This is a genomic window from Arthrobacter sp. ISL-28, assembly GCF_018613875.1.
Lineage (GTDB): Bacteria > Actinomycetota > Actinomycetes > Actinomycetales > Micrococcaceae > Arthrobacter.
The window spans coordinates 217,425-238,540 of sequence record NZ_JAGGPJ010000015.1; the positions used below are offsets into that span (position 1 = coordinate 217,425).

Genomic DNA, 21,116 nt, shown 5'->3' on the forward strand with positions numbered 1-21,116 from the left:
CGCGCAGATGACCAGCAAATCGGCAATCGCCATCGATAAGGCCCGTGCAGAAGGACGGGCGGCCCTGATCGGTTACCTGCCCGCCGGGTATCCCAGCGTCGAGGAAACCATCGCCGCCGGCATCGCCCTCGCACGCAACGGTGCGGACCTCATCGAGATCGGCATTCCCTACTCCGATCCCGTGATGGACGGTCCGGTCATCCAGGCCGCCACCACGGAAGCGCTGGCAAAGGGCTTCACCGTCCGCCAGGTCTTCGAGGTCGTGGCCGGCATCACTGGCCAAACCGACGCTGCCGTCCTGGTCATGACCTACTGGAACCCCGTGATGAGGATGGGCGTGGACGAGTTTTCCCGCCGTCTGGCCGAAGCCGGGGGAGCCGGCCTGATCACACCCGACCTCATTCCGGATGAAGCAGCGGAATGGATGGAAGCCTCCGACAAGTACGGGCTGGACCGGGTGTTCCTGGTGGCGCCGTCGTCGTCCACCGAGCGCATGCGGCGCACCGTCGAGGCCAGCCGGGGCTTCGTGTACGCCGTCTCCATCATGGGCGTCACCGGTGCCCGGTCCTCGGTGAGCGCGGCTGCCAAGGGCGTGGTGGCTGCTGCCAAGGACGCCGGCGCAGAGCGTGTGTGCGTGGGCCTTGGGGTTTCGAACGCCGACCAGGTGGCGGAAATCGCTGCCTACGCCGACGGCGTGATCGTGGGAACAGCCCTCGTCTCCGCCATCCGCGACGGCGGCGTGGACGCCGTGGCCAACCTCACCAAAGACCTCAGTGCCGGACTGACCAGGAAGTAGCCCTCCATCATGCAGATGTTCCACTCCGCGGCCGCGATGGTTCCGGCCAGCATCCCGAGTCCGGACTGGTCCGGCTTCGACATTCCGCTGCCGTGGGGTTCGCTGCGCATCCATGCCTACGCCCTGTGCATCCTTGCGGGCATCATCGTCGGCCTGTGGCTGACGTCCAGGCGGTGGGCAAAGCGCGGAGCGCCCGAGGGCAGCGTGTGGGACATCGTCATCTGGGCCATTCCGTTCGGCATCATCGGTGGCCGGCTTTACCACGTTGTTTCCTCTCCGGACGCCTACTTCGGCCCCGGATTCGACGGAACAGGCGACCTCTCCCTGATCCCGCAGATCCAGCGCGGCGGCCTCGGGATCTGGGGTGCCGTGGTGCTGGGCGTTTTCGGCGCCTGGATCGGCTGCCGCCGTGCCGGCGTCAAGCTGCCGGCGTTCCTGGACGCCGCCGCGCCCGGACTGCTGCTCGCACAGGCCGTGGGCCGCTGGGGGAACTACTTCAACCAGGAGCTTTTCGGCGGACCCACGACACTGCCCTGGGGGCTTCAGGTTGACGCCGACAACCCCAACTTCCCGTCCGGGTTCGCGGCGGACACGCTGTTCCACCCGACGTTCCTGTACGAGTCACTCTGGAACCTCGCGGGCGTGCTCATCCTCCTGGCGCTCGACCGGCGGTTCCACTTCCGCCGCGGCCGGCTCTTCTGGCTCTACGCGATGTACTACACGCTGGGCCGGGTGTGGATTGAAGCCATGCGCATCGATGATGCCGAACAGATCAGCCTCTTCGGCATCACCACGCGCCTCAACGTCTGGACCAGCATCTTCGTGTTCGTCGCAGCCCTGGCAGTTTTCATCGTGCTGGGACAGGGCAAAAAGCGCGATGCGGACAGCATCTACCTTCCCGGCCGCGAGCCCGCCGCTGAATCCGCAGGCATCGAGGCCGCCGTCGACACGGTCGGTGACAAAGCCGCCGTCGACACGGTCGCTAACAAAGTGGCCGTCGAACCGGGCGGCCACAAAGCCGCCGAACCGGCCGGTAACAAAACTGCCGTCGACACGCCCGCTAACGAAGCCGCCGTCGAACCGGCCGGCAACGAAACAGCCGTCGAGACGGCTGCGGGAGTTGAAAAAACGGACGACGTCGGGCCCTCGCCGAAGTCGGCAAGCGGCCGCCGCTCCGCTGTTGACCCCGTCCGTGATCCGGACCCGGCTGTCTCAGATAGTGAGTCGCGTGGTAATCTCCCTGATAACCAAAACGGTCCAGGCCGCTCTTCTGCCCCAACGGAAGCAGTGCCGGCGCCAAGTGGCGACAACACGTCTGCCACGGACTCGCCGGACACCGGAAAATCCGGTGCAGCAGCCACCGGAACCGCGCCGAAAGCTGACGGCACCCGCTAGTTCAGCAAAGGCAACCAGGGCAGCCAGAGCCACCGCTTGGAGCGCCCAAGACCACAATGTCGTGGTATCAGGGCCCTGCCGGTCAGCATAGAGCTGCTAGCCGGTCAAGCCCGGGCCGGGAGCCTGCGTAACTGTTAGTCCAGCAGTCCTCCCTGCCCTACAATTTCCAGTAATTAACACTTTGTTGTGCCCGTCACACCGGCGCTCTGAGTGGGGCCAACGTTGTCCCTTCCATACGCACGATCAGGAGGAAGGACGTCTCCCATGACCCAAACTCTTCACAGCCCCAGCTGGTCTGAACCGAACCAGCCGGACGCCGCCATGTCGCCGTTCAAGCGATTCGCGGCGCTCCCAGAGGCAGCCGGGCTCTACAACCCTGAGCAGGAGAAGGACGCCTGCGGTCTTGCGATCATTGCCACTCTGCGGGGCGAACCCGGTTATGACATCGTCGACGCCGCGCTGACAGCCCTGCGCAACCTTGAGCACCGGGGTGCCGTGGGTGCCGACGAGGGAACGGGCGACGGCGCCGGCCTGCTGATGCAGGTACCGGACGAGTTCTTCCGTGCCGTCACCGAGTTCGAGCTCCCGGCGCCCGGACAGTACGTGGTGGGCACCGCCTTCCTCCCAGCCGAGCAGCGCGAGGCCGATGCCGCCAAGGCAGGCATCGAAGGCCTCGCTGCCGACGAGGGCCTTACGGTCCTCGGCTGGCGCGAAGTACCGATCGTGGCCGACCTCGTCGGCGCCATGGCCCGCGCCTGCATGCCGTACTTCTCGCAGCCATTCTTCGCCTCCTCCACGGGGGAGCAGCTGGACCGCAATGAACTCGATTCCCGTGCCTGGCGTATCCGCAAGCGCGCCCAGAACAAGTTCGGCGTCTACTTCCCCTCGCTGTCCTCCCGGACCATCGTCTACAAGGGCATGCTGACCACCGCGCAGCTGGAGCCGTTCTACCCGGACCTTTCGGACAAGCGCTTCAAGACCAAGCTGGCGATCGTCCACTCGCGCTTCTCCACCAACACGTTCCCGTCCTGGCCGCTGGCGCAGCCGTTCCGCACCATCGCCCACAACGGTGAAATCAACACCGTCAAGGGCAACCGGAACTGGATGCGTGCCCGCCAGTCCCAGCTGGCCAACCCGCTGCTGGGCGATTCCCCCGAAGAACTGTTCCCGATCTGCACCCCCGGTGCGTCAGACTCGGCGTCCTTCGATGAAGTGGCTGAACTGCTGTGGCTTTCCGGCCGCCCTATCACGCATTCGATCATGATGATGATCCCCGAGGCCTGGGAAAACCACGCGTCGATGGATCCGGCACGCCGCGCGTTCTACGAGTACCACTCCCTGCTGATGGAACCGTGGGACGGACCGGCCGCCGTGTCGTTCACCGACGGCAATCTCGTCGGCGCCACGCTGGACCGCAACGGTCTGCGCCCGGGGCGGTACTGGATCACTGAAGACGGCCTCGTCGTCTTCGCCTCCGAGGTGGGCGTCATCGACGTCGAAGCCTCCAAGGTGGTCAAGAAGGGCCGCGTTTCGCCGGGCAAGATGTTCCTGGTGGACACCGAGTCGGGGCGGATCATCGACGATGAAGAGGTCAAGGCCGAGGTCGCTGCGGCGAACCCCTGGGCCGAATGGGTCAAGGACAACCTGATCGACCTCAACGAGCTTCCCGAGCGCGAGCACGTGGTGCACACGGCCGCGTCCGTGAACATCCGCCAGCGAACCTTCGGCTACACCACTGAAGAGCTCAGGATCCTGCTCGGCCCCATGGCGCGCACCGGTGCCGAGCCGCTCGGGGCCATGGGCTCCGACACGCCCGTTGCTGTGCTGTCCAAGCGTCCCCGGCTGCTGTTCGACTACTTCGTGCAGTCCTTCGCACAGGTCACCAACCCGCCGCTGGACGCCATCCGTGAAGAGCTGGTCACGTCCCTGACGTGCGCCATCGGCCCCAACGGCAACCTGCTGGACACCAAGCAGGTCCGCCAGCCGCAGGTATCGCTGCCGTTCCCGGTCATCAACAATGACCAGCTGGCGAAGATCGCCAACATCGAGGACGCCGACGGCAACAGGGTTGCCATGAAGGTCCGCGGGCTCTACCGGCCCGAAGGCGGCGAGAACGCCCTCCGCGCCCGGCTCACCGAGATCTGCGAGCAGGTTTCCGGCGCGATCAACCGCGGCGTGCAGTACGTGGTGCTGTCCGACCGTGACTCCAACGCCCAGTGGGCGCCCATTCCTTCGCTGCTGCTGGTCAGCGCCGTGCACCACCACCTGCTGCGCAGCGCCAACCGGACCAAGACGGCCCTCGTGGTTGAGGCGGGCGACGTCCGCGAGACGCACCACGTGGCCGTGCTGGTGGGCTACGGCGCCTCCGCCGTCAACCCGTACCTGGCCATGGAATCCGTGGAGCAGCTCATCGCTGCCGGCGACGTCGTCGGCGTCACCCCGCAGGACGGCGTCTACAACCTCATCAAGGGCCTCGGCAAGGGCGTCCTGAAGATCATGTCCAAGATGGGCATCTCCACTGTGGCCTCCTACACCGGTGCGCAGACCTTCGAAGCGCTCGGCCTGGGCCAGGAGCTTGTGGACGAATTCTTCGCCGGCACGCACTCCCAGCTGGGCGGCGTGGGCCTGGATGTCATCGCGGCCGAAGTCTCGGCACGGCACCAGATGGCGTACCCCGAAGGCGGCATCGAGCTCCCGCACCGCCCCCTGCTGGGCGGCGGCGAGTACCAGTGGCGCCGCGACGGCGAGCCGCACCTCTTCAACCCGGAGACCGTCTTCCGGCTGCAGCATGCCACGCGTGAGCGCCGCTACGACATCTTCAAGGCCTACACCAAGGGTGTGGACGACCAGTCCGAGAACCTGATGACCCTGCGCGGGCTCCTCAGGTTCAAGGACGGACTGCGTCCAGCCGTGCCGCTTGAGGAAGTGGAGCCGGTCTCCAGCATTGTCAAGCGGTTCTCCACGGGCGCCATGAGCTACGGCTCCATCTCCAAGGAAGCCCACGAGACCCTCGCGATCGCCATGAACCGGCTGGGCGGCAAGTCCAACACCGGTGAAGGCGGCGAGGACGTGGACCGCCTGCTGGACCCCGAGCGCCGCTCTGCCGTGAAGCAGATCGCCTCGGGCCGGTTCGGCGTGACCAGCCTCTACCTGACCAACGCGGACGACATCCAGATCAAGATGGCCCAAGGCGCCAAGCCCGGCGAGGGCGGCCAGCTGATGGCGCAGAAGGTCTACCCCTGGGTTGCCCGCACGCGCCACTCGACCCCCGGCGTCGGGCTGATCTCCCCGCCCCCGCACCACGACATCTACTCGATCGAGGACCTCGCGCAGCTCATCTACGATGCGAAGCGCGCCAACCCCTCGGCCCGCGTGCACGTCAAGCTCGTCTCCGAGGTGGGCATCGGCACAGTTGCCGCCGGTGTGACAAAGGCGAAGGCCGACGTCGTACTGGTTTCCGGCCACGACGGCGGAACCGGCGCCTCGCCGCTGAACTCGCTCAAGCACGCCGGTGTCCCGTGGGAACTGGGGCTCGCAGAGACCCAGCAGACCCTCATGCTCAACGGCCTGCGCGACCGCGTCGTCGTGCAGGTGGACGGCCAGCTCAAAACCGGCCGCGACGTCGTGATTGCTGCCCTGCTCGGCGGCGAGGAATTCGGTTTCGCGACGGCCCCGCTGGTGGTTGAAGGCTGCATCATGATGCGCGTCTGCCACCTCGACACCTGCCCGGTGGGCGTTGCCACGCAGAACCCCGAGCTGCGCGCACGTTTCACCGGCAAGCCCGAGTTCGTGGTCAACTTCTTCGAATTCCTAGCCGAGGAAGTCCGCGAGATCCTCGCGGAGCTCGGCTTCCGGAGCATCGAGGAAGCGATCGGCCATGCGGAAATGCTGGACACCCGTGAGGCGATCGACCACTGGAAGGCCGAGGGCCTGGATCTGGATCCGATCCTGCACGGGCTCGAGTTCGACGACGACGCCCCGCTGCGGAACCTGACCGGCCAGAACCACGAGCTGGACAAGCACTTCGACCAGCGGCTCATCGCCATGGCCGCGGAAGCCCTGAGCGACCGCGCCCCGGTGAAGATCGCCGTCGACGTCATCAACACCGACCGTTCGGTGGGCACCATGCTCGGCCACGTGGTCACCAAGACGTTCGGCACGGACACTCTGGCCACCGACACGATCGACATCACGCTGACCGGCACCGCCGGGCAGTCGCTGGGCGCCTTCCTGCCGGCCGGCATCACGCTGCGGATGTACGGCGACTCCAACGACTACGTGGGCAAGGGCCTCTCCGGCGGCCGGATCATTGTCCGGCCGGACCGCACCAATGTGTTCAAGGCGGAGAACAACGTGATCGCCGGGAACGTGATCGGCTACGGCGCCACGAGCGGCGAGATGTTCCTGCGCGGCCAGGTGGGCGAACGCTTCCTGGTCCGGAACTCCGGTGCCACGGCGGTTGTCGAAGGCATCGGCGACCACGGCTGCGAGTACATGACGGGCGGCCAGACGCTCATCATCGGCCGGACCGGGCGCAACTTTGGCGCCGGCATGTCCGGCGGCACGGCCTACGTCCTGGACCTGGATGCGGCGCGCGTGAACAAGCAGGCGCTGGAAGCCGGCGAACTCCAGCTCCGCGATCTGGATGCCGAAGACCGCGACATCGTGCACGGGCTCCTCGTCAAGCACGTCGAGGAAACGGACTCCCAGCTGGCGGCGCGTCTGCTCGAGAACTTCGACGACACCGCTGCCCGCATTACCAAGGTGCTGCCGCGCGACTACGCGGCTGTGCTGCAAACCCGTCTTGATGCCATCGAAGAGGGCCTGGACCCCGACGGCGAAGAAGTTTGGTCTCGAATCCTGGAGGTGACCGGTGGCTGACCCACGCGGATTTCTGAAAGTACGCCAGCGTGAAACCCAGCCACGCCGCCCCGTTCCCGTCCGCATCATGGACTGGAAGGAAGTTTACGAGGCCCAGGAAAAGGGCGTCCTGAAGAGCCAGGCCGGCCGCTGCATGGACTGCGGCATCCCGTTCTGCCACCAGGGATGCCCGCTCGGGAACCTGATTCCCGAGTGGAATGACCTCGTGTGGCGGGACAAGGGCGAGGAAGCGATTGAGCGGCTGCACGCCACCAACAACTTCCCCGAGTTCACCGGCCGCCTGTGCCCGGCGCCCTGCGAGGCCTCCTGCGTGCTGGGCATCAACCAGCCCGCCGTGACCATCAAGCAGGTCGAGGTGTCCATCATCGATGAGGCCTTCGACAACGGCTGGGTCAACCCGCTGCCGCCGGCGCGTCTGACCGGCAAGACGGTCGCCGTCGTCGGTTCCGGCCCTGCCGGCCTGGCGGTTGCCCAGCAGCTGACCCGCGTGGGCCACACCGTTGCCGTGTACGAACGCGACGACAAGATCGGCGGCCTGCTGCGCTACGGCATCCCCGACTTCAAGATGGAAAAAGAGCAGGTGGACCGCCGGCTCGAGCAGATGAAGTCCGAAGGCACCCGTTTCCGCACCGGGGTCGCCGTCGGTACCGACGTGACGTGGGAGCAGCTGCGCCGCCGTTACGACGCCGTGGTCATCGCCACCGGCGCCACCGTGCCGCGTGACCTGGACATCCCGGGCCGCGAGCTGGACGGCGTCCACTTCGCCATGGACTACCTGGTTCCGGCCAACCGCGTGGTGGCGGGGGAGTCCGTGGAAAACCAGATCCATGCCAAGGGCAAGCATGTGGTGATCCTCGGCGGCGGCGACACCGGCGCCGACTGCCTCGGCACGGCCCACCGGCACGGAGCAGCATCCGTGACCACCTTGGCCATCGGCAAGCAGCCTCCGGCCGAGCGTGCCGGTCACCAGCCGTGGCCTACCTTCCCCACGCTCTTCGAGGTGGCCAGTGCCCACGAAGAAGGCGGTGAGCGCACCTACCTCGCCTCCACCGTGGAGTTTGTCGGCGAAAACGGCAAGCTGACCGGCGTCAAAGTGGCCGAAACCGAATTCGTTGACGGCAAGAGGCTCCCCAAGGCCGGCACCGAGCGGATCATCCCCGCCGACCTGGTGTTCCTATCCCTGGGCTTCACGGGTGCCGAACCGGCCGGAATCACCGACCAGGTCCACGCGGAGTTCGACGGCCGCGGAAATGTATCCCGCGACGGCTACTACATGACCAACACCGAGGGCGTGTTCGTGGCCGGAGACGCCGGACGCGGCCAGTCCCTGATCGTGTGGGCTATTGCCGAAGGGCGCGCCGCTGCTGCAGCGGTGGACAAGTTCCTCATGGGGAGCACGATTCTTCCCGCTCCCGTTGCACCGACGGACCGCGCCATCGCCGTCCTCTAGTTATGCCTCGGAGGGGAATGTTCACCTCCACGACAACTTAACCAATGCAAGAGACCAATAGGGTAGGTATATGAGACGCGCAAAAATTGTGGCCACCTTCGGACCGGCCATTGCCAGCTATGAAAACACCCTCGCGGTGCTGGAAGCCGGCGTTGACGTAGCCCGCATGAACATGAGCCACGGTGATTACTCCGTGCATGACAACACCTACGAGAACGTCCGTAAGGCAGCGACGGATCTTGGTAAGGCCGTCGCCATCATGGCCGACCTCCAGGGCCCGAAGATCCGTCTTGGCCGTTTTGTGGACGGCCCGCACGAGCTCGCCGTCGGTGACATCTTCACGATCACCACCGAAGACGTGCCCGGCACCAAGGAGATCTGCTCCACCACGCTCAAGAGCCTCACCGAGGACGTCAACGTGGGCGATGCCCTCCTGATCGACGATGGCAAGGTTGCACTGCGCGCTGTTGAGGTGGACGACGTCAAGGTCGTCGCCGAGGTGACCGTCGGCGGCATGGTGTCCAACAACAAGGGCATCAACCTGCCGGGCGTGGCCGTGAACGTCCCCGCGCTGAGCGAGAAGGATGAGGATGACCTCCGGTGGGCCATCCGCCGCGGCGTGGACCTGGTTGCGCTCTCCTTCGTCCGTGACGCCAGCGACATCAAGCGGGTCCACGAGATCATGGACGAGGAAGGCCGCCGCGTTCCGGTGATCGCGAAGATCGAGAAGCCGCAGGCCGTGGACCAGCTCCACGAAATCATCGACGCGTTCGACGCCATCATGGTGGCCCGTGGCGACCTCGGTGTGGAGCTTCCCCTGGAGGAGGTGCCGATCGTGCAGAAGCGTGCCATTGAACTGGCACGCCGCTGGGCCAAGCCCGTCATCGTGGCCACGCAGGTCCTCGAATCGATGATCGACAACCCGCGCCCCACCCGTGCGGAGGCTTCGGACTGCGCCAACGCCGTGCTCGACGGCGCGGATGCAGTCATGCTTTCCGGCGAGACCAGCGTGGGCAAGTACCCGATCGAAACGGTCAAGGTCATGGCCCGGATCATCGAGTCCACCGAGGAGCACGGCCTGGAGCGCGTCCCCCCGCTGGGCACCAAGCCCAAGACCCGCGGCGGCGCGATCACCCGTGCCGCCGTCGAAATCGCCGACCAGCTGGACGCGAAGTACATCTGTACTTTCACGCAGTCCGGTGACTCTGCCCGCCGCCTGTCCCGCCTCCGCCCGATCAAGCCGGTCTTCGCGTTCACTCCGGTGGAGCAGGTGTGGAACCAGCTGGCATTGACCTGGGGCATCCAGCCGCAGCTCGTTGCCATGGTGGGCCACACCGACGAAATGACGGCCCAGGTGGACCGCAGCCTGCTGGACATGGGGCTCGTGGAAGACGGCGACCTGGTGGTTATCGCTGCCGGTTCCCCTCCCGGAAAAGCCGGTTCGACGAACTCGCTGAAGGTCCACAAGGTAGGCGACCTCGCCGACACCCCGAACCTCGGCGAAGGTACGACCAGGGAAAAGCTTGGCCCGTGGCCGGAAAAGAAGAAGAAGTAGGCTTCAGCCGCTGCTGAGTAGCTGAGCGAAGAGGGAGCATCGCCGCCGATTGGCGGGAATGCTCCCTTTTTGTTTGCTGTGTTGCTGGCAAAAAAGGAGGATCCCCGCCGTCTGGCGGGGATCCTCCTATTTGGTTTGGTCCGAGCGTCAGTTGACCTGGTTGATGATGGTCTCTGCCACTTCGCGCATGCTCAGGCGGCGGTCCATGGAGGTCTTCTGGATCCACCGGAAGGCTTCCGGTTCCGTCAGGCCCATCTTGGTGGTCAGAAGGCTCTTGGCGCGCTCTACGAGCTTGCGGGTCGCGAACTGCTCCTGGAGGTCGGTGACCTCGCTTTCGAGGGCCTTGATCTCCTCGTGGCGGGAGAGTGCGATCTCCAGGGCGGGGATGAGGTCCGCCGGAGTGAAGGGCTTGACGACGTAGGCCATGGCGCCGGCGTCGCGGGCGCGCTCCACAAGTTCCTTCTGGCTGAAGGCGGTCAGCAGCACCACGGGGGCGATGCGTGCCTTAACGATCTTCTCGGCCGCGGAGATGCCGTCCATGACGGGCATCTTGACGTCCATCAGGACGAGGTCGGGCTTGAGCTCCTCGGCCAGTTGCACGGCCTTCTCGCCGTTGTCGGCCTCGCCAATGACGTCATAGCCCTCGCCGCGGAGGATCTCGATGATGTCCAGGCGGATGAGGGTTTCGTCTTCGGCGACAATTACGCGGCGCGCCGGCTGGGACGTGCTGTTTGACTCCGTCGGTTCTGACACGGGATCTCCTTGAAAAGGTACGGCGGGACTATGACTATCTTAGTTGGGACCCGCGGCTGTACTTGGATCTGCATGGCTTGTTGCGGCGGCGCTGGCGCGATTCTGGACTTTAGCCTATCTGCATGTAGAGTAATTCCGCGCACTGGAAGTGGCTGCGTTGCTCACAACACGTTGTGAGCCTACGATTGTTACTCCGTGTACTCCGCGCCCGAGTGGCGGAATTGGCAGACGCGCCGCACTCAAAATGCGGTATCGAGAGGTGTGTGGGTTCGAGTCCCACCTCGGGCACAGTGTTTCCGCAGGTCAGAGGCTTTTTGTCTTTTTGCTGTTGACAAAGCTTGACTTTTCGGAGGTCGTCATATTGTGGAAGGCGCCGCATCTCTGGCGGTGGGCACTGGATGGCGCAGCGACCCCTGGACAGAGCAACTGAGACGTTTCCTCAAGGACTCAACCCGGCTCCCTGCCGCGTGAGAGCTGGAAGTAGGCGGGTCGTGCAGGGTCCGATGGGCCCGTCCATGCTGCGGTCGGCGGCCAATTGCACGCACTCGGCGCACCGTGCAGTGCTGTTCCTTGACGAGGCGTGAAATCTAGTTCATACCACGCAATCTGGTCAAGGAAACGACGTCGTTAGCCCCTCTCGGAGCGCCGTTACAGGTAATGCTCTGATGCCCACGATCATTACAGAGTGGACTTTGTCGAAACCTTGAAGCTGATCGGTGCAATCCTGGCTGCGCTGATTGCCTCCCGAACCATCGGGGCCGGAGCTAGGAACTGGTATCTGAAGGGCTGGGGAAGCCGCAAGGTGTGGCGGAAGAAGCTGAACCTACTGGCTGTAGGGGCGACAGAGGAATACGTTGAGAATTTGCTCGGTACTCCCGTATTCAGAAATCTTGAAGGTCCCGAGATCTGGCAGGGCAACGAGGAGGATACGCCGAAGTGGGTGGATCATATCTTTTCGACGCCGCACGCTTGGGTCGTGACGCGGCGGGTAAACGATCAGCTTGAGAGCTGGTCAGTCACGGTTACTGATCCGAAGTTTTGGTGGGATTTAGAAGACGTCACGTTCGGCAAGGCGAAGGGAAGGCTTGGGCGATCAACCTTCAGCGAACTAGTCGACGCGCCATCAGGTAAGTATGAGTCCGCTGGCGCTCGGACAGCTGTTTATGCCGAGTCTGCGTACTACGGCAACCCTGGTGCGTATCAAACGTTTATTTTCATGCATAACCAGGAAGGCACTGGAACGTGTCGGACTAGTGGCAAAGGAGACGTGCGTACGGGCGAGTTTTCTCGCCCTGATGACAAGGGCGACTATTCAGCTCCAGAAGACGAGTCATATCGATCTGAAAGTGTCGTGAATACGATCATAGTCACGTGGTACAGCAGCAAGATGTTGCACCATGAATGGCAGTCGTGGCCCGTCGCCATTACAGACCAGATGCGGCTCCTCCATCGCTATCAGAAGAAGCATGGCTGGCGGGGGAAGCGGTCCCTGGGAGACGGCAATGGAAAGTGACGACCTCGATCCCTGTGATGGCGGAGCCACATCAATCGAACGGCGGGGGAGCGAACCGGTCTGTACCTTCGACCCCGAGACGGGCTTTGCCATTAGTCCGAGCACGGTTGATGAACTGCGTTGGTACACACACTTGAGTCGTTCCGATGGTGATGACGAAACCTTGCTACAGTCCAGAAATGACGACTGAGCAGACCCTGGATGCGACCAAACTAACTGAATCGTGCCGAGCCATCTTCGGTAATGAATCAACATGGATTACAGCCAACGGGTATCCGGGAAGTCTGGCTCTCTGCATCATCGACTCCATCTTCTCCACGGGCTCCCACTACCAGAGCGTGATCAATGTAATTGATGCCTACTGCGACATCCGAAAAGAGGGAGGCGGCGACCCTCATCGTGACGGTGTCGAAGAACTGTTGGCATCATTCAACAAGGTAGGTGGCAGCGCGGGATGGGCTAAGGCTGTAGACAACCACAAGCCCGCTCACACGAAGCCTGGTGCGCTCCTGAAGGCTGAAGTTATCCATCAGGCAGCACTGGCCTTGAAGGGGCTGGAAGGCGGAGGAATCTTCACGACAGCTGACATGCATGCGGAGTTCGCAAAAGACGCAGAACTTGAGCGGGTCAAGAGAGCGTGGCTTCATCTTCCGAGCCAACGTTCAGGGGTGACATACAACTACCTGCTCATTCTTGCCGGCTTCCAGTCAGTGAAGCCGGACCGTATGGTTATCCGCTTCGTCGCTGAGCATGTAGGGCTCGACGGGAAGAATCTGACGGCCATGGAGACTGCCAACTTGATCAAGCAGGTCGCGGAGCTGTACCCGACACAGCCGAGAAGGCTAGATCACGTGATTTGGCGTCACGTCTCCGGTCGAGAGGTTTTCCGTGAGGATGACCTCAACTAGCAACCCCCGTTGGTAGCCTTACTGGGAGTATCACAGCGAGCATGGGGTAGGTCTTGAAGGTCTTTATTAGCTGGTCAAAAAACAGCCGCGATGCAGGTAGAGCTGTATCCACCGCCGTAAGTGAAATATTTGCTCCCGTTGTGACGACGTTCATCAGCCAGGAAATACGTGCCGGATCACGAGCTTTGGAAGAAATCGACGACGCTCTTGATAATACCGATTTCGGAATCATATGCCTGACGCGTTCTAACCAAACCGAGCAGTGGATCAACTACGAGGCTGGTGCTCTCTCTCGGCAGGTGGAGAACAAGCGGCAACGTATGGGCGTTCTCCTTGTTGACTTCGAAAGCGTAGATGAAGTCAACAGTCCAATGAATATCTTTCAGTGCAAGATGGCTACGCTACAAGGTTTCTCCGAGTTGATGCTATCCCTGAATGAGCTCTCGCCCAATGTTAAAGAAGACACGCTGAGTAAGCGTATCAACCTAGTTTGGCCTGATGTCGAGAAAGAAATTCAAGCAGTAAAAGAGGCTAAACCGCAGGAAGACCTGCCTGACGTTCCAGTGAAGACTGCTGATGACAAGTTGGACGAACTACTTAGCCTCGTCAAGGTTATTGAGTCGTCTATTGGGGACGAGGTGTCTGCGAGGAAGGGCCGCGGGAATGCAATCACTTGGGGAGAGTATCTAAGCAAGGCCGATCCTCATGCGCGGAAAGCATTCCTGTCTCACGCTGCTGGAGATGAGCTTGGAGCTGAGTGGATCACGAACATGCTTGTCTCTAGCCGTGAACGTTCTGCGACTAGAGGAGTCGCCCTTGAGAAAGTCACCGACAACGTACTCAAGGAGCTTCGGAAGCACACCGAGCTCGGTCGTGTCAGTATCGGCATGGCTGAGGGTGAGTACAGGATCAGGACAGACGCTGAAGTTCCCATGAATCTTCAAAACCTTGTGATTGCACAGCTAGATCCATTCTACCCGGTTGAGAATATCGTATTTCTCCCCAATTCATTTGGAGATTAGGGCGGCGATTACCGCTAGGATCTCCTGATCTGCGGCCTCCAAAGAAACGCCACTATCCCCAGTCGACTTATTTAGATAAATTAGATTAATCTCTTTCATTCGTAACTATTACATCAATTTTCTCATTGACAATAAATGGCGTTCGCCCATAATCATCGGCAGGTGTGATCGCAATCAGTGATCGCAGTTGCACATGAGAGCAGGTGAATGTTTTGGCCTACGTCAGCAAAAGGAGGTCCGATCTAACGGGCACGAGTCGCCAGCCATCATGAGCCGATCCGTCCTTGCTTGCTGGCTACTGGTCTTCTCCCTGTTGGCTTATGCCGCTTATCTCGCAATCGCTGGCAGGGTAATCGATGCCATTCTGTACGGACTGTTCGCAGTAGTGTCTCTGCTACTAGCGAGCGAAAAGGAGGCGTCAGCCTAGAACGCAGCTAGTCCCTATCGGGCTGTTGCTGTCCTTCATCCGGGGGGATCTTCCCCAGGAGATACTTTGCTCCCTTGGCAGCCGCCCCACCAGCAGTCGGCCCACTGATACCAACGGCACCAATGACTGCTGCGAGTTCTGCATTGTCCATGCTGATGTTCAGAATGATGCAGGTGACATACAGTGTCACGGCTATACGAATGAACCAGATGACCAAGCTACGGTTCTCGGGCGAGAGGCTGACAAGCATAGGTAGCTGTTCGATTGAGTCCGCGAGTTCAGGGTGCGTATCGAAGAGCTCTGATGCACGATCATCAACATCGGAAGCATCTACTTCTGCCCTAAAGGCGTCGGCTTGTTCGACCAACTCCTGCGTGTCCATCACTCCAAAGGAAGATGAAACAGCCGACCCAATAGCCGCTAGTGAATCTCCAACCTGAGCGGAACTGTAGAAGTTGCTCATATCGGGAAGTGAGGCCAGGGCCAGGAGCGGCGCATCGAGGGATGTCTTTGTGTCGATGCCGAGGCGCTCTATGGAACTGATGTAGGCGTCACTGAAGGCACCGACACTAGCGAGCAGCGATCCGTCCTTGAAGTCCGCAACCTTCTTTGTGTGCTCACCCAGTTGCGCTAGCGCAAGACTAACGCCGTTGATGTCTGGACGAGGCGCCTGCGCTGACATGGCACCAAACGCCGTGAGAGCTGCGCTGATGTTAGCCAATCGGTCTTTAGGGGTCATGGATCAACTCTGCTGATATTGAAATATGCAGTTGCCCAGTCGACGGGTGAACAAGCGACTATAGCCATCGAGTAACGGGCAACGCTCCTGCAGCGACCGCTTCATGAGCCCGGTAGTTCACCGTTCGCACACCGCATAGCTCAATAAGCAGAGCAAGAACAAGTGACTTCTATTGTGGGTGAGCCTGCCAAGTGACAGAGGATGAATGGGCAGACCTTGCTCGGCATCTCGTTGAGGCAGTGAAGGACGACGCGCCTAGTGCCAATATTAGAACGTATAACACGCGCGCCCCGGTGCGCCTACGGCTAGAACATTCCGATGAACCAGGTGAGGATCAAACCAATAATGGACACGAAGCCTGAGATGAGGATGCCCATAGGGGATACATGCGCATCCTCGGTGAGGGTGACCTTTGACTTGACGACGTCCAGGCCGGTCCTGACGGCTGGTATCAGCCACACCAGGAAGGCGGTCACTGAGATTACGGCGACGAAGCTGAGCAGCGTCACGATGGCCGACTTTAGATCCACAAGACCAGTGAAGAACGCAGCAGCCACGACACCGAGAGTGATGATGCCCGTGGACAAAGTGCTGGCGGCGACGCTTTGCCAAAACGTTTCAGATTTGAACCAGCTGCCAATGATGGTTGCAGGCTTGGGCTTCACATTGCCGGGGTCTTTGGATTCACTTTGTACAGTCACGGGATAAACCGTACCCCATACGAGTCCAACGATAATTTCGGTCAAGAGGCCGCAGCCCAGGGAAATGTCACGTCCCGTCGTTAGAGTTGTTGAGCACGCTAATTCGCGTTCTTAGGGGGACCCATTGTCAAAAGTTGAATCGCTTGCTCAGTCAAAGACTGGACTCCGGCATCTTCAACTGATTACCGCTCTTCTCGACTCCGAACACCTCGACGGCAATCGCCAGGTGGGTACGAGTGCGGTCTATGAGGCTGCCAAGGAAAGAGGCGAGCCTCGGAGCAGCGTGACCGGCGACTTGGGAGCTCTGCAGGATCGCGGATGGCTGTGGTTTGAAGAAATGAACGCTGGCATCCTGACTGTCGTCCTAAACCAAGAAGGTGTCGACGCGGCGGAAGAGTTTAAAGAAGTGCGGTCCAATCGTAGGCGCCGTAACCAGGGAGCACGGAGAGCGATCCTGCTCTGGCTTGAAGGCGAGTATCACGAGGGCCGAAACTCACCGAATATCGTTGGTTTTACCATCAGCAAGTACGGCAACTTCATGGGCGATCCTTATGCCGAGTTCGAAGTAGACGCTGCTACTCGCTGGTGCCGCGAAGAGGGATACCTGGAAGGAACTGCAGCTTTCGGCGGACCAGTCGTACGTCCACAGATCACCAGTAAGGGACTCGCCTACATAGAAGGTGAAGATAGCACTTCATCCGCGACCGACTCTCGATCTGGCGATATCTATAACATCAACAATCACGGTGCCTTCAACTGGGCGATGAATAGCCCTAACGCGCAGCTCAACATCTCCATGACCCAGGAGGAGGTCAAGGGTGTGCGCGAAATGCTCGATTCCTACCGGGCAATGATTGTTTCAGCTGGTGTGTCTGATGAGGTTGCTGCCGACGCCGAAATCATCGCGGCGGAGATAGAAGACGAGATCAGTTCCGCAGCGCCGGAGGGTGGAAAGGTGAAAGCCCTGGGAGAGAAACTAGGTGAGCTTGCCGCGACCGGCACTGTGACGGCCATTGTCAATGCACTGAATGCAGTGATCCAGCAGGGCATCGCTGGCCTGTAGCTCCGAATCTTCTCGGCGTACTTGGCCTCTGTCTATGACTCGGGCGGGGTTTGGTCTAGTGCCTTCAGCTTTTCGTTGACTTGGCACTTTTCCGGCTCTTCACGGTTCATGGAGAAGCGAATCCCGGATGAGTGTCATGCCGCCGTCCGGACGGCACTTCTCATGAGAATAATCGATTTGTAATTGGCAGGGTTCCGGTAGCCGCGGGCAGTGCGTTTGATGTGTTTGATGCCGGTATTGTTTGCCTCGACCTTGCCGGTGGTGGCGCCGGTGACGATGAGGACCTCGATCTCGTTCCACCACCTGCAGACGGTGCGGTAGAGCTTGTTTGTTTCAGGCCGTCCGGACGCCTCCACCAGGGCTTTGAGTTCCTCTTTCGCCAACGCGGCGTCCGCAAGGGAGCTCGTGCGCAGGAGTATTCGCAGCTGTTCCTTGACCTTCCGGACGGCCTGCAGCTTGCCCGTCGCGTCGTCAGCTGTGAAGACCTCGGCCAGACGGCGGGCGGCGTTGTCTGTGAGGGTGTCGCCGGCGCGCAGGAGCAGCATCCGGTGCGCCCAGGCCTTGTCGATGGCCCGTCCCCGGCGGCACTTGACCTGCTGGCACAGGTTCTGCCGGGCCTCGGTCACTGCCTGGTTCGCCAACGAAACCAGGTGGAAGTAGTCCCGCGATCGTTCGTCATGAGCGAGGCAGCTGCGGCCGAAGAGGTACCCGAGATGGTCCCTAACCTGTCCGTGTCCCGGTTTTCCGACCCCGATGGTTCCGTCAGTGCCGACGATGAGGTAGCCGCGCTCGAAGAGCGCATCGCAACCGAACAGGCAAGCCAGCATGGACACATTGCGAGTGTCCATGCGCTCCCGCTCGGAGCACTGCGATCGGGGTTTGATGTGGGCGGCGACCAGGAACTCGTCCGGATAGGAGTGCCTGCAGAGGGAGCATGAGCTGCCGTGGAGCTGCAGCTGCTGGTTCCGCAGGTAGCGCTGCTCGGTCCGAACGGCGGCGAGGGTCAACGTGTCGCTGGGACCGCCTAGGTATTGCTCGGAAGGCCACGCCCCGTCCGGCTTCTTATCTCCGCCATTGCCGATTTCCAGCCCTGCGTGGTGCAGCAGTTTCAGGGCGGCGTCCCGGTCAACCGAATATTCGTAACCGTTGTTGGAGCTGCCTTTCGCCGTGACCGGGCCCCGGCCCGGCGGCAGGATCCGGTAGGCGTCCTCCCGTGGAATCCGGACTTCGCAGAGAGGATCGGTGAGCACCAGTATGCCGTTCGTGTCCGGTGGCTCCTTGTAGCCGCGCAACGGTGGATAAGAAGGCGTCGGCAGCGTAGCCACGAGGCTGATGCCCTGAACTGCTGGGCTCTTGAAGTTCAGTACGACGTCTCCCGGCCGGACATCATGCAATATCTCCCAAGAGGCGACGCGCTGCCCGCCGGCGCCTTTCAAAGGTGCCCACAAGGTGCCGTCGAAATAGACATGCCCGAAGTTCTGGGACTGGAATGCCCACCAGAAATTAGTGGCAGGACCGACAGGGACGGTGGGTCGCGTGTCCTTCGTTGAACTGGTCATGCCTTATTCATACCGGAAAACGAAAGGGCGCCTGAGGATCCTGCAAAGGGTCTGCGCCAACCGGGGTACCCTGCTCTGTCCGTAGCAGCGGGCTCGAATGGTCAACGGTTCTTGATGGCGCCGTCGGCGGACGGCAGGTAGATTGACCGCCAGGTGACAATGGGCGTGGTGGGGGGATCTTCGTTGCAGCTGGTGGCGTACATCAACGGTGAGCGAGTCGATGCGACCGAGATGGCTCAACGGCCGTGGCGTGATCTGGTGAAACATCCGCGCTATGCGGAGCTGGTGCTGATTGAATGCGGGCTGCGGGCCAAACGGGTGACCTCCCACATGGGCCGCCAGTACTTCGCCCATTACCCGAGCCTTGAGTGCCCCGTCGTGCACAAGTCGGAGTCGCCCCAGCACCTGGCCATGAAGCAGGCGCTGAAGGACAGGATCAACACGGCCCCGGGGTGGACCGCGGAGGTGGAGGCCGCTCATCCCGAGCGGGCCTGGACTGCCGACGTCTTGGCCACCAACACGGACGGCCGGCGGCTTGCGTTCGAAGTCCAGCTCTCGCAGCAGACCGAGGAAGAGTTCGTGCGCCGGTCCCAGCGTTACGTGGACGATCGCATCGGCCCGGTGTGGGTTGTCCCCAAAGACTTCGATTGGTTCCGGGTGCAGCTGCCGATGATCGTAACGGGCTTCGGCAAGACCAGCGACCTGCCCGGGGATCCTGCTGAATTGATGGAACTGCTCGACCACCAGCCGCTCCTCGGAAAGATGGCCCGGTCCGGGGCGATAGTGGACGCGGTCCTGCAACCAAGATTCAAGTGGCCTCACGGGACGCCACGACACCAGTGGTACACCATCCAGCGACTGGAGGCTGAGCGCGCCGAAGCCGCGGAGGCCGCCAGGGTGAAGGCTGCTCAGGAAGCCAAAGCGAGACAGCTCGTGGGCCAGGAGGAGGTGGAACGCAAGGCGGAAAGGGACTCGCTGTTCGCGGTTCAAGCTGTGGCACCGGACGTCGGGGCTGTACCCGCAGTTAAGGCGGGGATGAATGTGTGGGCGAGCATCGTCAGGTGTTCTGGCTCCGGCCACCCTTTCCTCATCTGGCGGCTGCTGGAGCCGCCGGCGAGGATTGATCTTCGCCCCTACCGGCCGGGCCCTGAAAGCCTGGACCGTGTCCTTGTCCCGGTCGAGGCCTGGCTTCAGGCCGCTGGCGGCTCGCTGGTCCGAGGCAAATTGGTCACCGTGAACCGACCCGGTAAGCCTCTGGGGTTCGCATGCCCTACATGCAACGACCTGGTCCAAGGGCGGTGGGTGTCTTCGATACCAAACTCGAAGTGGTCAGCAATTGCCGAACGTATCCAGGCGGAGGTCGACGTTTCCAGGCCGCCGGAACCGGGCGCGCGCCCTGGGCCGCCAAGGGAGCAAACCTTCAGGCCTCAGATGGTGCACCGGCCGACGCGCATTGAGGAAGGCCACCCGGAGTTCATCGGCCCGCGGCCCTGGGCCCTCTGGATGTCTGAGGCCAGGGACGCGACCGAGATCGCCGCACGCCAGACGGCCAAAGATGCCAGGGCGGTACGACTGCGGGAGATCAGCGAGAACCCACGCTACATCGGCAGCGCCAACGGATTCAGGTTCCAGTGCAGTGACTGCGGCGGAACTTTCGAAGACGACAACGAGGGCATCCACGCGAACGCCCAGTGTCTGGCGCGTGGCGGCAGGAACCCGGCTGGCAGTTGGCGATGACGGGCGGTCGTGAAAGGGTCGCACCCATGAAGCCGATCATCCTGCTCGACATCGACGGCGTTCTCAACCCGGCGCTCCGGTCGCTGCCGGGTGCTGTCCGGCCTGACCCGTTGCTCTCCTGTGAGAAGAAAGCACTGGTACGGCGCCTGGCCAGGTGCGGCCGGATCGCGTGGGTGTCGACCTGGCCGGCAGAGATGACAGCCGACTTGGAGGACCAGCTGCAACTGGACGTGGAGCCGCTGCGGGTGACGCTGTTGCTCCGCGCCGCGGACGGGGACGACCCGACGCCGAAGCTGCGTTTAATGCCTCTTCCTACCGCCACTCAAACAGGTCTGTCTTCCAAGAACTTCCGCTCCAAATGAGACGGCAGTTGTACAGCCGTGGCTCAGGGTTATAGTTCACCCACGTACTTAGTTTGTAGGCCTTGATTGAGGGCTCATATACATCACTGCGGTCTTGTCTCTCCCTGTCGCCGACGCTGTCCTGAATCATCCGCTCGCAGGTTTCCTTGGCATTGCTCCATGTGTTTGCAGGATTATTCCGTGGGTCTGATGCTGTGTGTATCCAGGAACTGATGCCAAAGTATCCACCGATGACAGCGGCGATGATGCCCCAGA

The 21,116-nt window shown here is 61.9% G+C and carries 15 protein-coding genes and 1 tRNA gene; 12 read left to right on the forward strand and 4 right to left on the reverse strand.

Features of this window, described 5'->3' with window-relative positions; all coding sequences use genetic code 11:
- Positions 1-7: 7 nt before the first annotated feature.
- The 5 genes from trpA (at position 8) to pyk (ending at position 10,077) form a co-directional block, all read left to right on the forward strand.
- Positions 8-796 (forward strand): tryptophan synthase subunit alpha, encoded by a 789-nt coding sequence (trpA, locus tag J7E80_RS12610; RefSeq protein ID WP_215052170.1) that lies wholly within the window; start codon positions 8-10, stop codon positions 794-796.
- A 9-nt stretch (positions 797-805) separates the two neighbouring features.
- Entirely contained in the window at positions 806-2,191 is a 1,386-nt protein-coding gene (gene lgt, locus J7E80_RS12615) for a prolipoprotein diacylglyceryl transferase (RefSeq protein ID WP_215052005.1), read from the forward strand.
- Positions 2,192-2,455: 264 nt separating this feature from the next.
- Complete coding sequence (gene gltB, locus J7E80_RS12620) at positions 2,456-7,072, forward strand: glutamate synthase large subunit (protein WP_215052007.1); 4,617 nt, start codon at positions 2,456-2,458, stop codon at positions 7,070-7,072.
- Positions 7,065-8,522 carry a glutamate synthase subunit beta gene (locus J7E80_RS12625; RefSeq protein WP_215052009.1) on the forward strand — a complete coding sequence of 486 codons (1,458 nt, stop codon included), beginning with the start codon at positions 7,065-7,067 and terminating at the stop codon, positions 8,520-8,522. The genes gltB and J7E80_RS12625 overlap by 8 nt, the downstream gene beginning before the upstream one ends.
- A gap of 70 nt (positions 8,523-8,592) precedes the next feature.
- Positions 8,593-10,077 carry a pyruvate kinase gene (gene pyk / locus J7E80_RS12630; protein ID WP_215052011.1) on the forward strand — a complete coding sequence of 495 codons (1,485 nt, stop codon included), beginning with the start codon at positions 8,593-8,595 and terminating at the stop codon, positions 10,075-10,077.
- Positions 10,078-10,224: 147 nt separating this feature from the next.
- Here the strand turns inward: pyk and J7E80_RS12635 are convergent, their stop codons facing one another.
- Positions 10,225-10,830: an ANTAR domain-containing response regulator gene (locus tag J7E80_RS12635; RefSeq protein ID WP_215052013.1), complete on the reverse strand. Its 606-nt coding sequence runs from the start codon at positions 10,828-10,830 to the stop codon at positions 10,225-10,227.
- A gap of 206 nt (positions 10,831-11,036) precedes the next feature.
- On the opposite strand from J7E80_RS12635, the gene J7E80_RS12640 reads away from it, so the two are divergent.
- From J7E80_RS12640 to J7E80_RS12655, 4 genes are all read left to right on the forward strand, one after another.
- Positions 11,037-11,118 (forward strand) — tRNA-Leu (locus J7E80_RS12640).
- Positions 11,119-11,515: 397 nt separating this feature from the next.
- Positions 11,516-12,343, forward strand: coding sequence for an ETEC_3214 domain-containing protein (locus J7E80_RS12645; RefSeq protein WP_215052014.1), 828 nt, complete (start codon positions 11,516-11,518; stop codon positions 12,341-12,343).
- A 179-nt stretch (positions 12,344-12,522) separates the two neighbouring features.
- Positions 12,523-13,251: a hypothetical protein gene (locus J7E80_RS12650; protein ID WP_215052016.1), complete on the forward strand. Its 729-nt coding sequence runs from the start codon at positions 12,523-12,525 to the stop codon at positions 13,249-13,251.
- A 53-nt stretch (positions 13,252-13,304) separates the two neighbouring features.
- The gene (locus J7E80_RS12655) at positions 13,305-14,273 is read left to right on the forward strand and encodes a TIR domain-containing protein (protein WP_215052018.1); all 969 of its coding nucleotides are present in this window, start codon (positions 13,305-13,307) and stop codon (positions 14,271-14,273) included.
- Positions 14,274-14,707: 434 nt separating this feature from the next.
- On the opposite strand, the gene J7E80_RS12660 is transcribed toward J7E80_RS12655, so the two are convergent.
- Together J7E80_RS12660 and J7E80_RS12665 are read right to left on the reverse strand one after the other, a co-directional pair.
- Positions 14,708-15,439 carry a hypothetical protein gene (locus J7E80_RS12660; RefSeq protein WP_215052020.1) on the reverse strand — a complete coding sequence of 244 codons (732 nt, stop codon included), beginning with the start codon at positions 15,437-15,439 and terminating at the stop codon, positions 14,708-14,710.
- A 305-nt stretch (positions 15,440-15,744) separates the two neighbouring features.
- The gene (locus J7E80_RS12665; protein WP_215052022.1) at positions 15,745-16,140 is read right to left on the reverse strand and encodes a hypothetical protein; all 396 of its coding nucleotides are present in this window, start codon (positions 16,138-16,140) and stop codon (positions 15,745-15,747) included.
- A gap of 124 nt (positions 16,141-16,264) precedes the next feature.
- Between J7E80_RS12665 and J7E80_RS12670 the strand changes: the two genes are divergently transcribed.
- On the forward strand, positions 16,265-17,203 hold the full coding sequence (locus J7E80_RS12670; protein WP_215052024.1) for a hypothetical protein: 939 nt from the start codon (positions 16,265-16,267) through the stop codon (positions 17,201-17,203).
- Positions 17,204-17,337: 134 nt separating this feature from the next.
- Here the strand turns inward: J7E80_RS12670 and J7E80_RS12675 are convergent, their stop codons facing one another.
- Positions 17,338-18,762: a transposase gene (locus J7E80_RS12675; protein ID WP_215052026.1), complete on the reverse strand. Its 1,425-nt coding sequence runs from the start codon at positions 18,760-18,762 to the stop codon at positions 17,338-17,340.
- A gap of 168 nt (positions 18,763-18,930) precedes the next feature.
- Here J7E80_RS12675 and J7E80_RS12680 point away from each other — a divergent pair, with 168 nt between their 5' ends.
- Together J7E80_RS12680 and J7E80_RS12685 are read left to right on the forward strand one after the other, a co-directional pair.
- Positions 18,931-20,499 (forward strand): competence protein CoiA, encoded by a 1,569-nt coding sequence (locus J7E80_RS12680; RefSeq protein WP_215052028.1) that lies wholly within the window; start codon positions 18,931-18,933, stop codon positions 20,497-20,499.
- A gap of 26 nt (positions 20,500-20,525) precedes the next feature.
- Positions 20,526-20,861 carry a hypothetical protein gene (locus tag J7E80_RS12685; RefSeq protein WP_215052030.1) on the forward strand — a complete coding sequence of 112 codons (336 nt, stop codon included), beginning with the start codon at positions 20,526-20,528 and terminating at the stop codon, positions 20,859-20,861.
- Positions 20,862-21,116: the final 255 nt, after the last annotated feature.

Coding starts and splice junctions, on each gene's coding strand:
- trpA (WP_215052170.1), top strand. CDS start 8: ATGACCAGCAAATCGGCAATCGCCATCGATAAGGCCCGTGCAGAAGGA.
- lgt (WP_215052005.1), top strand. CDS start 806: ATGCAGATGTTCCACTCCGCGGCCGCGATGGTTCCGGCCAGCATCCCG.
- gltB (WP_215052007.1), top strand. CDS start 2,456: ATGACCCAAACTCTTCACAGCCCCAGCTGGTCTGAACCGAACCAGCCG.
- pyk (WP_215052011.1), top strand. CDS start 8,593: ATGAGACGCGCAAAAATTGTGGCCACCTTCGGACCGGCCATTGCCAGC.
- J7E80_RS12650 (WP_215052016.1), top strand. CDS start 12,523: ATGACGACTGAGCAGACCCTGGATGCGACCAAACTAACTGAATCGTGC.
- J7E80_RS12660 (WP_215052020.1), bottom strand. CDS start 15,439: ATGACCCCTAAAGACCGATTGGCTAACATCAGCGCAGCTCTCACGGCG.
- J7E80_RS12675 (WP_215052026.1), bottom strand. CDS start 18,762: ATGACCAGTTCAACGAAGGACACGCGACCCACCGTCCCTGTCGGTCCT.
- J7E80_RS12685 (WP_215052030.1), top strand. CDS start 20,526: ATGAAGCCGATCATCCTGCTCGACATCGACGGCGTTCTCAACCCGGCG.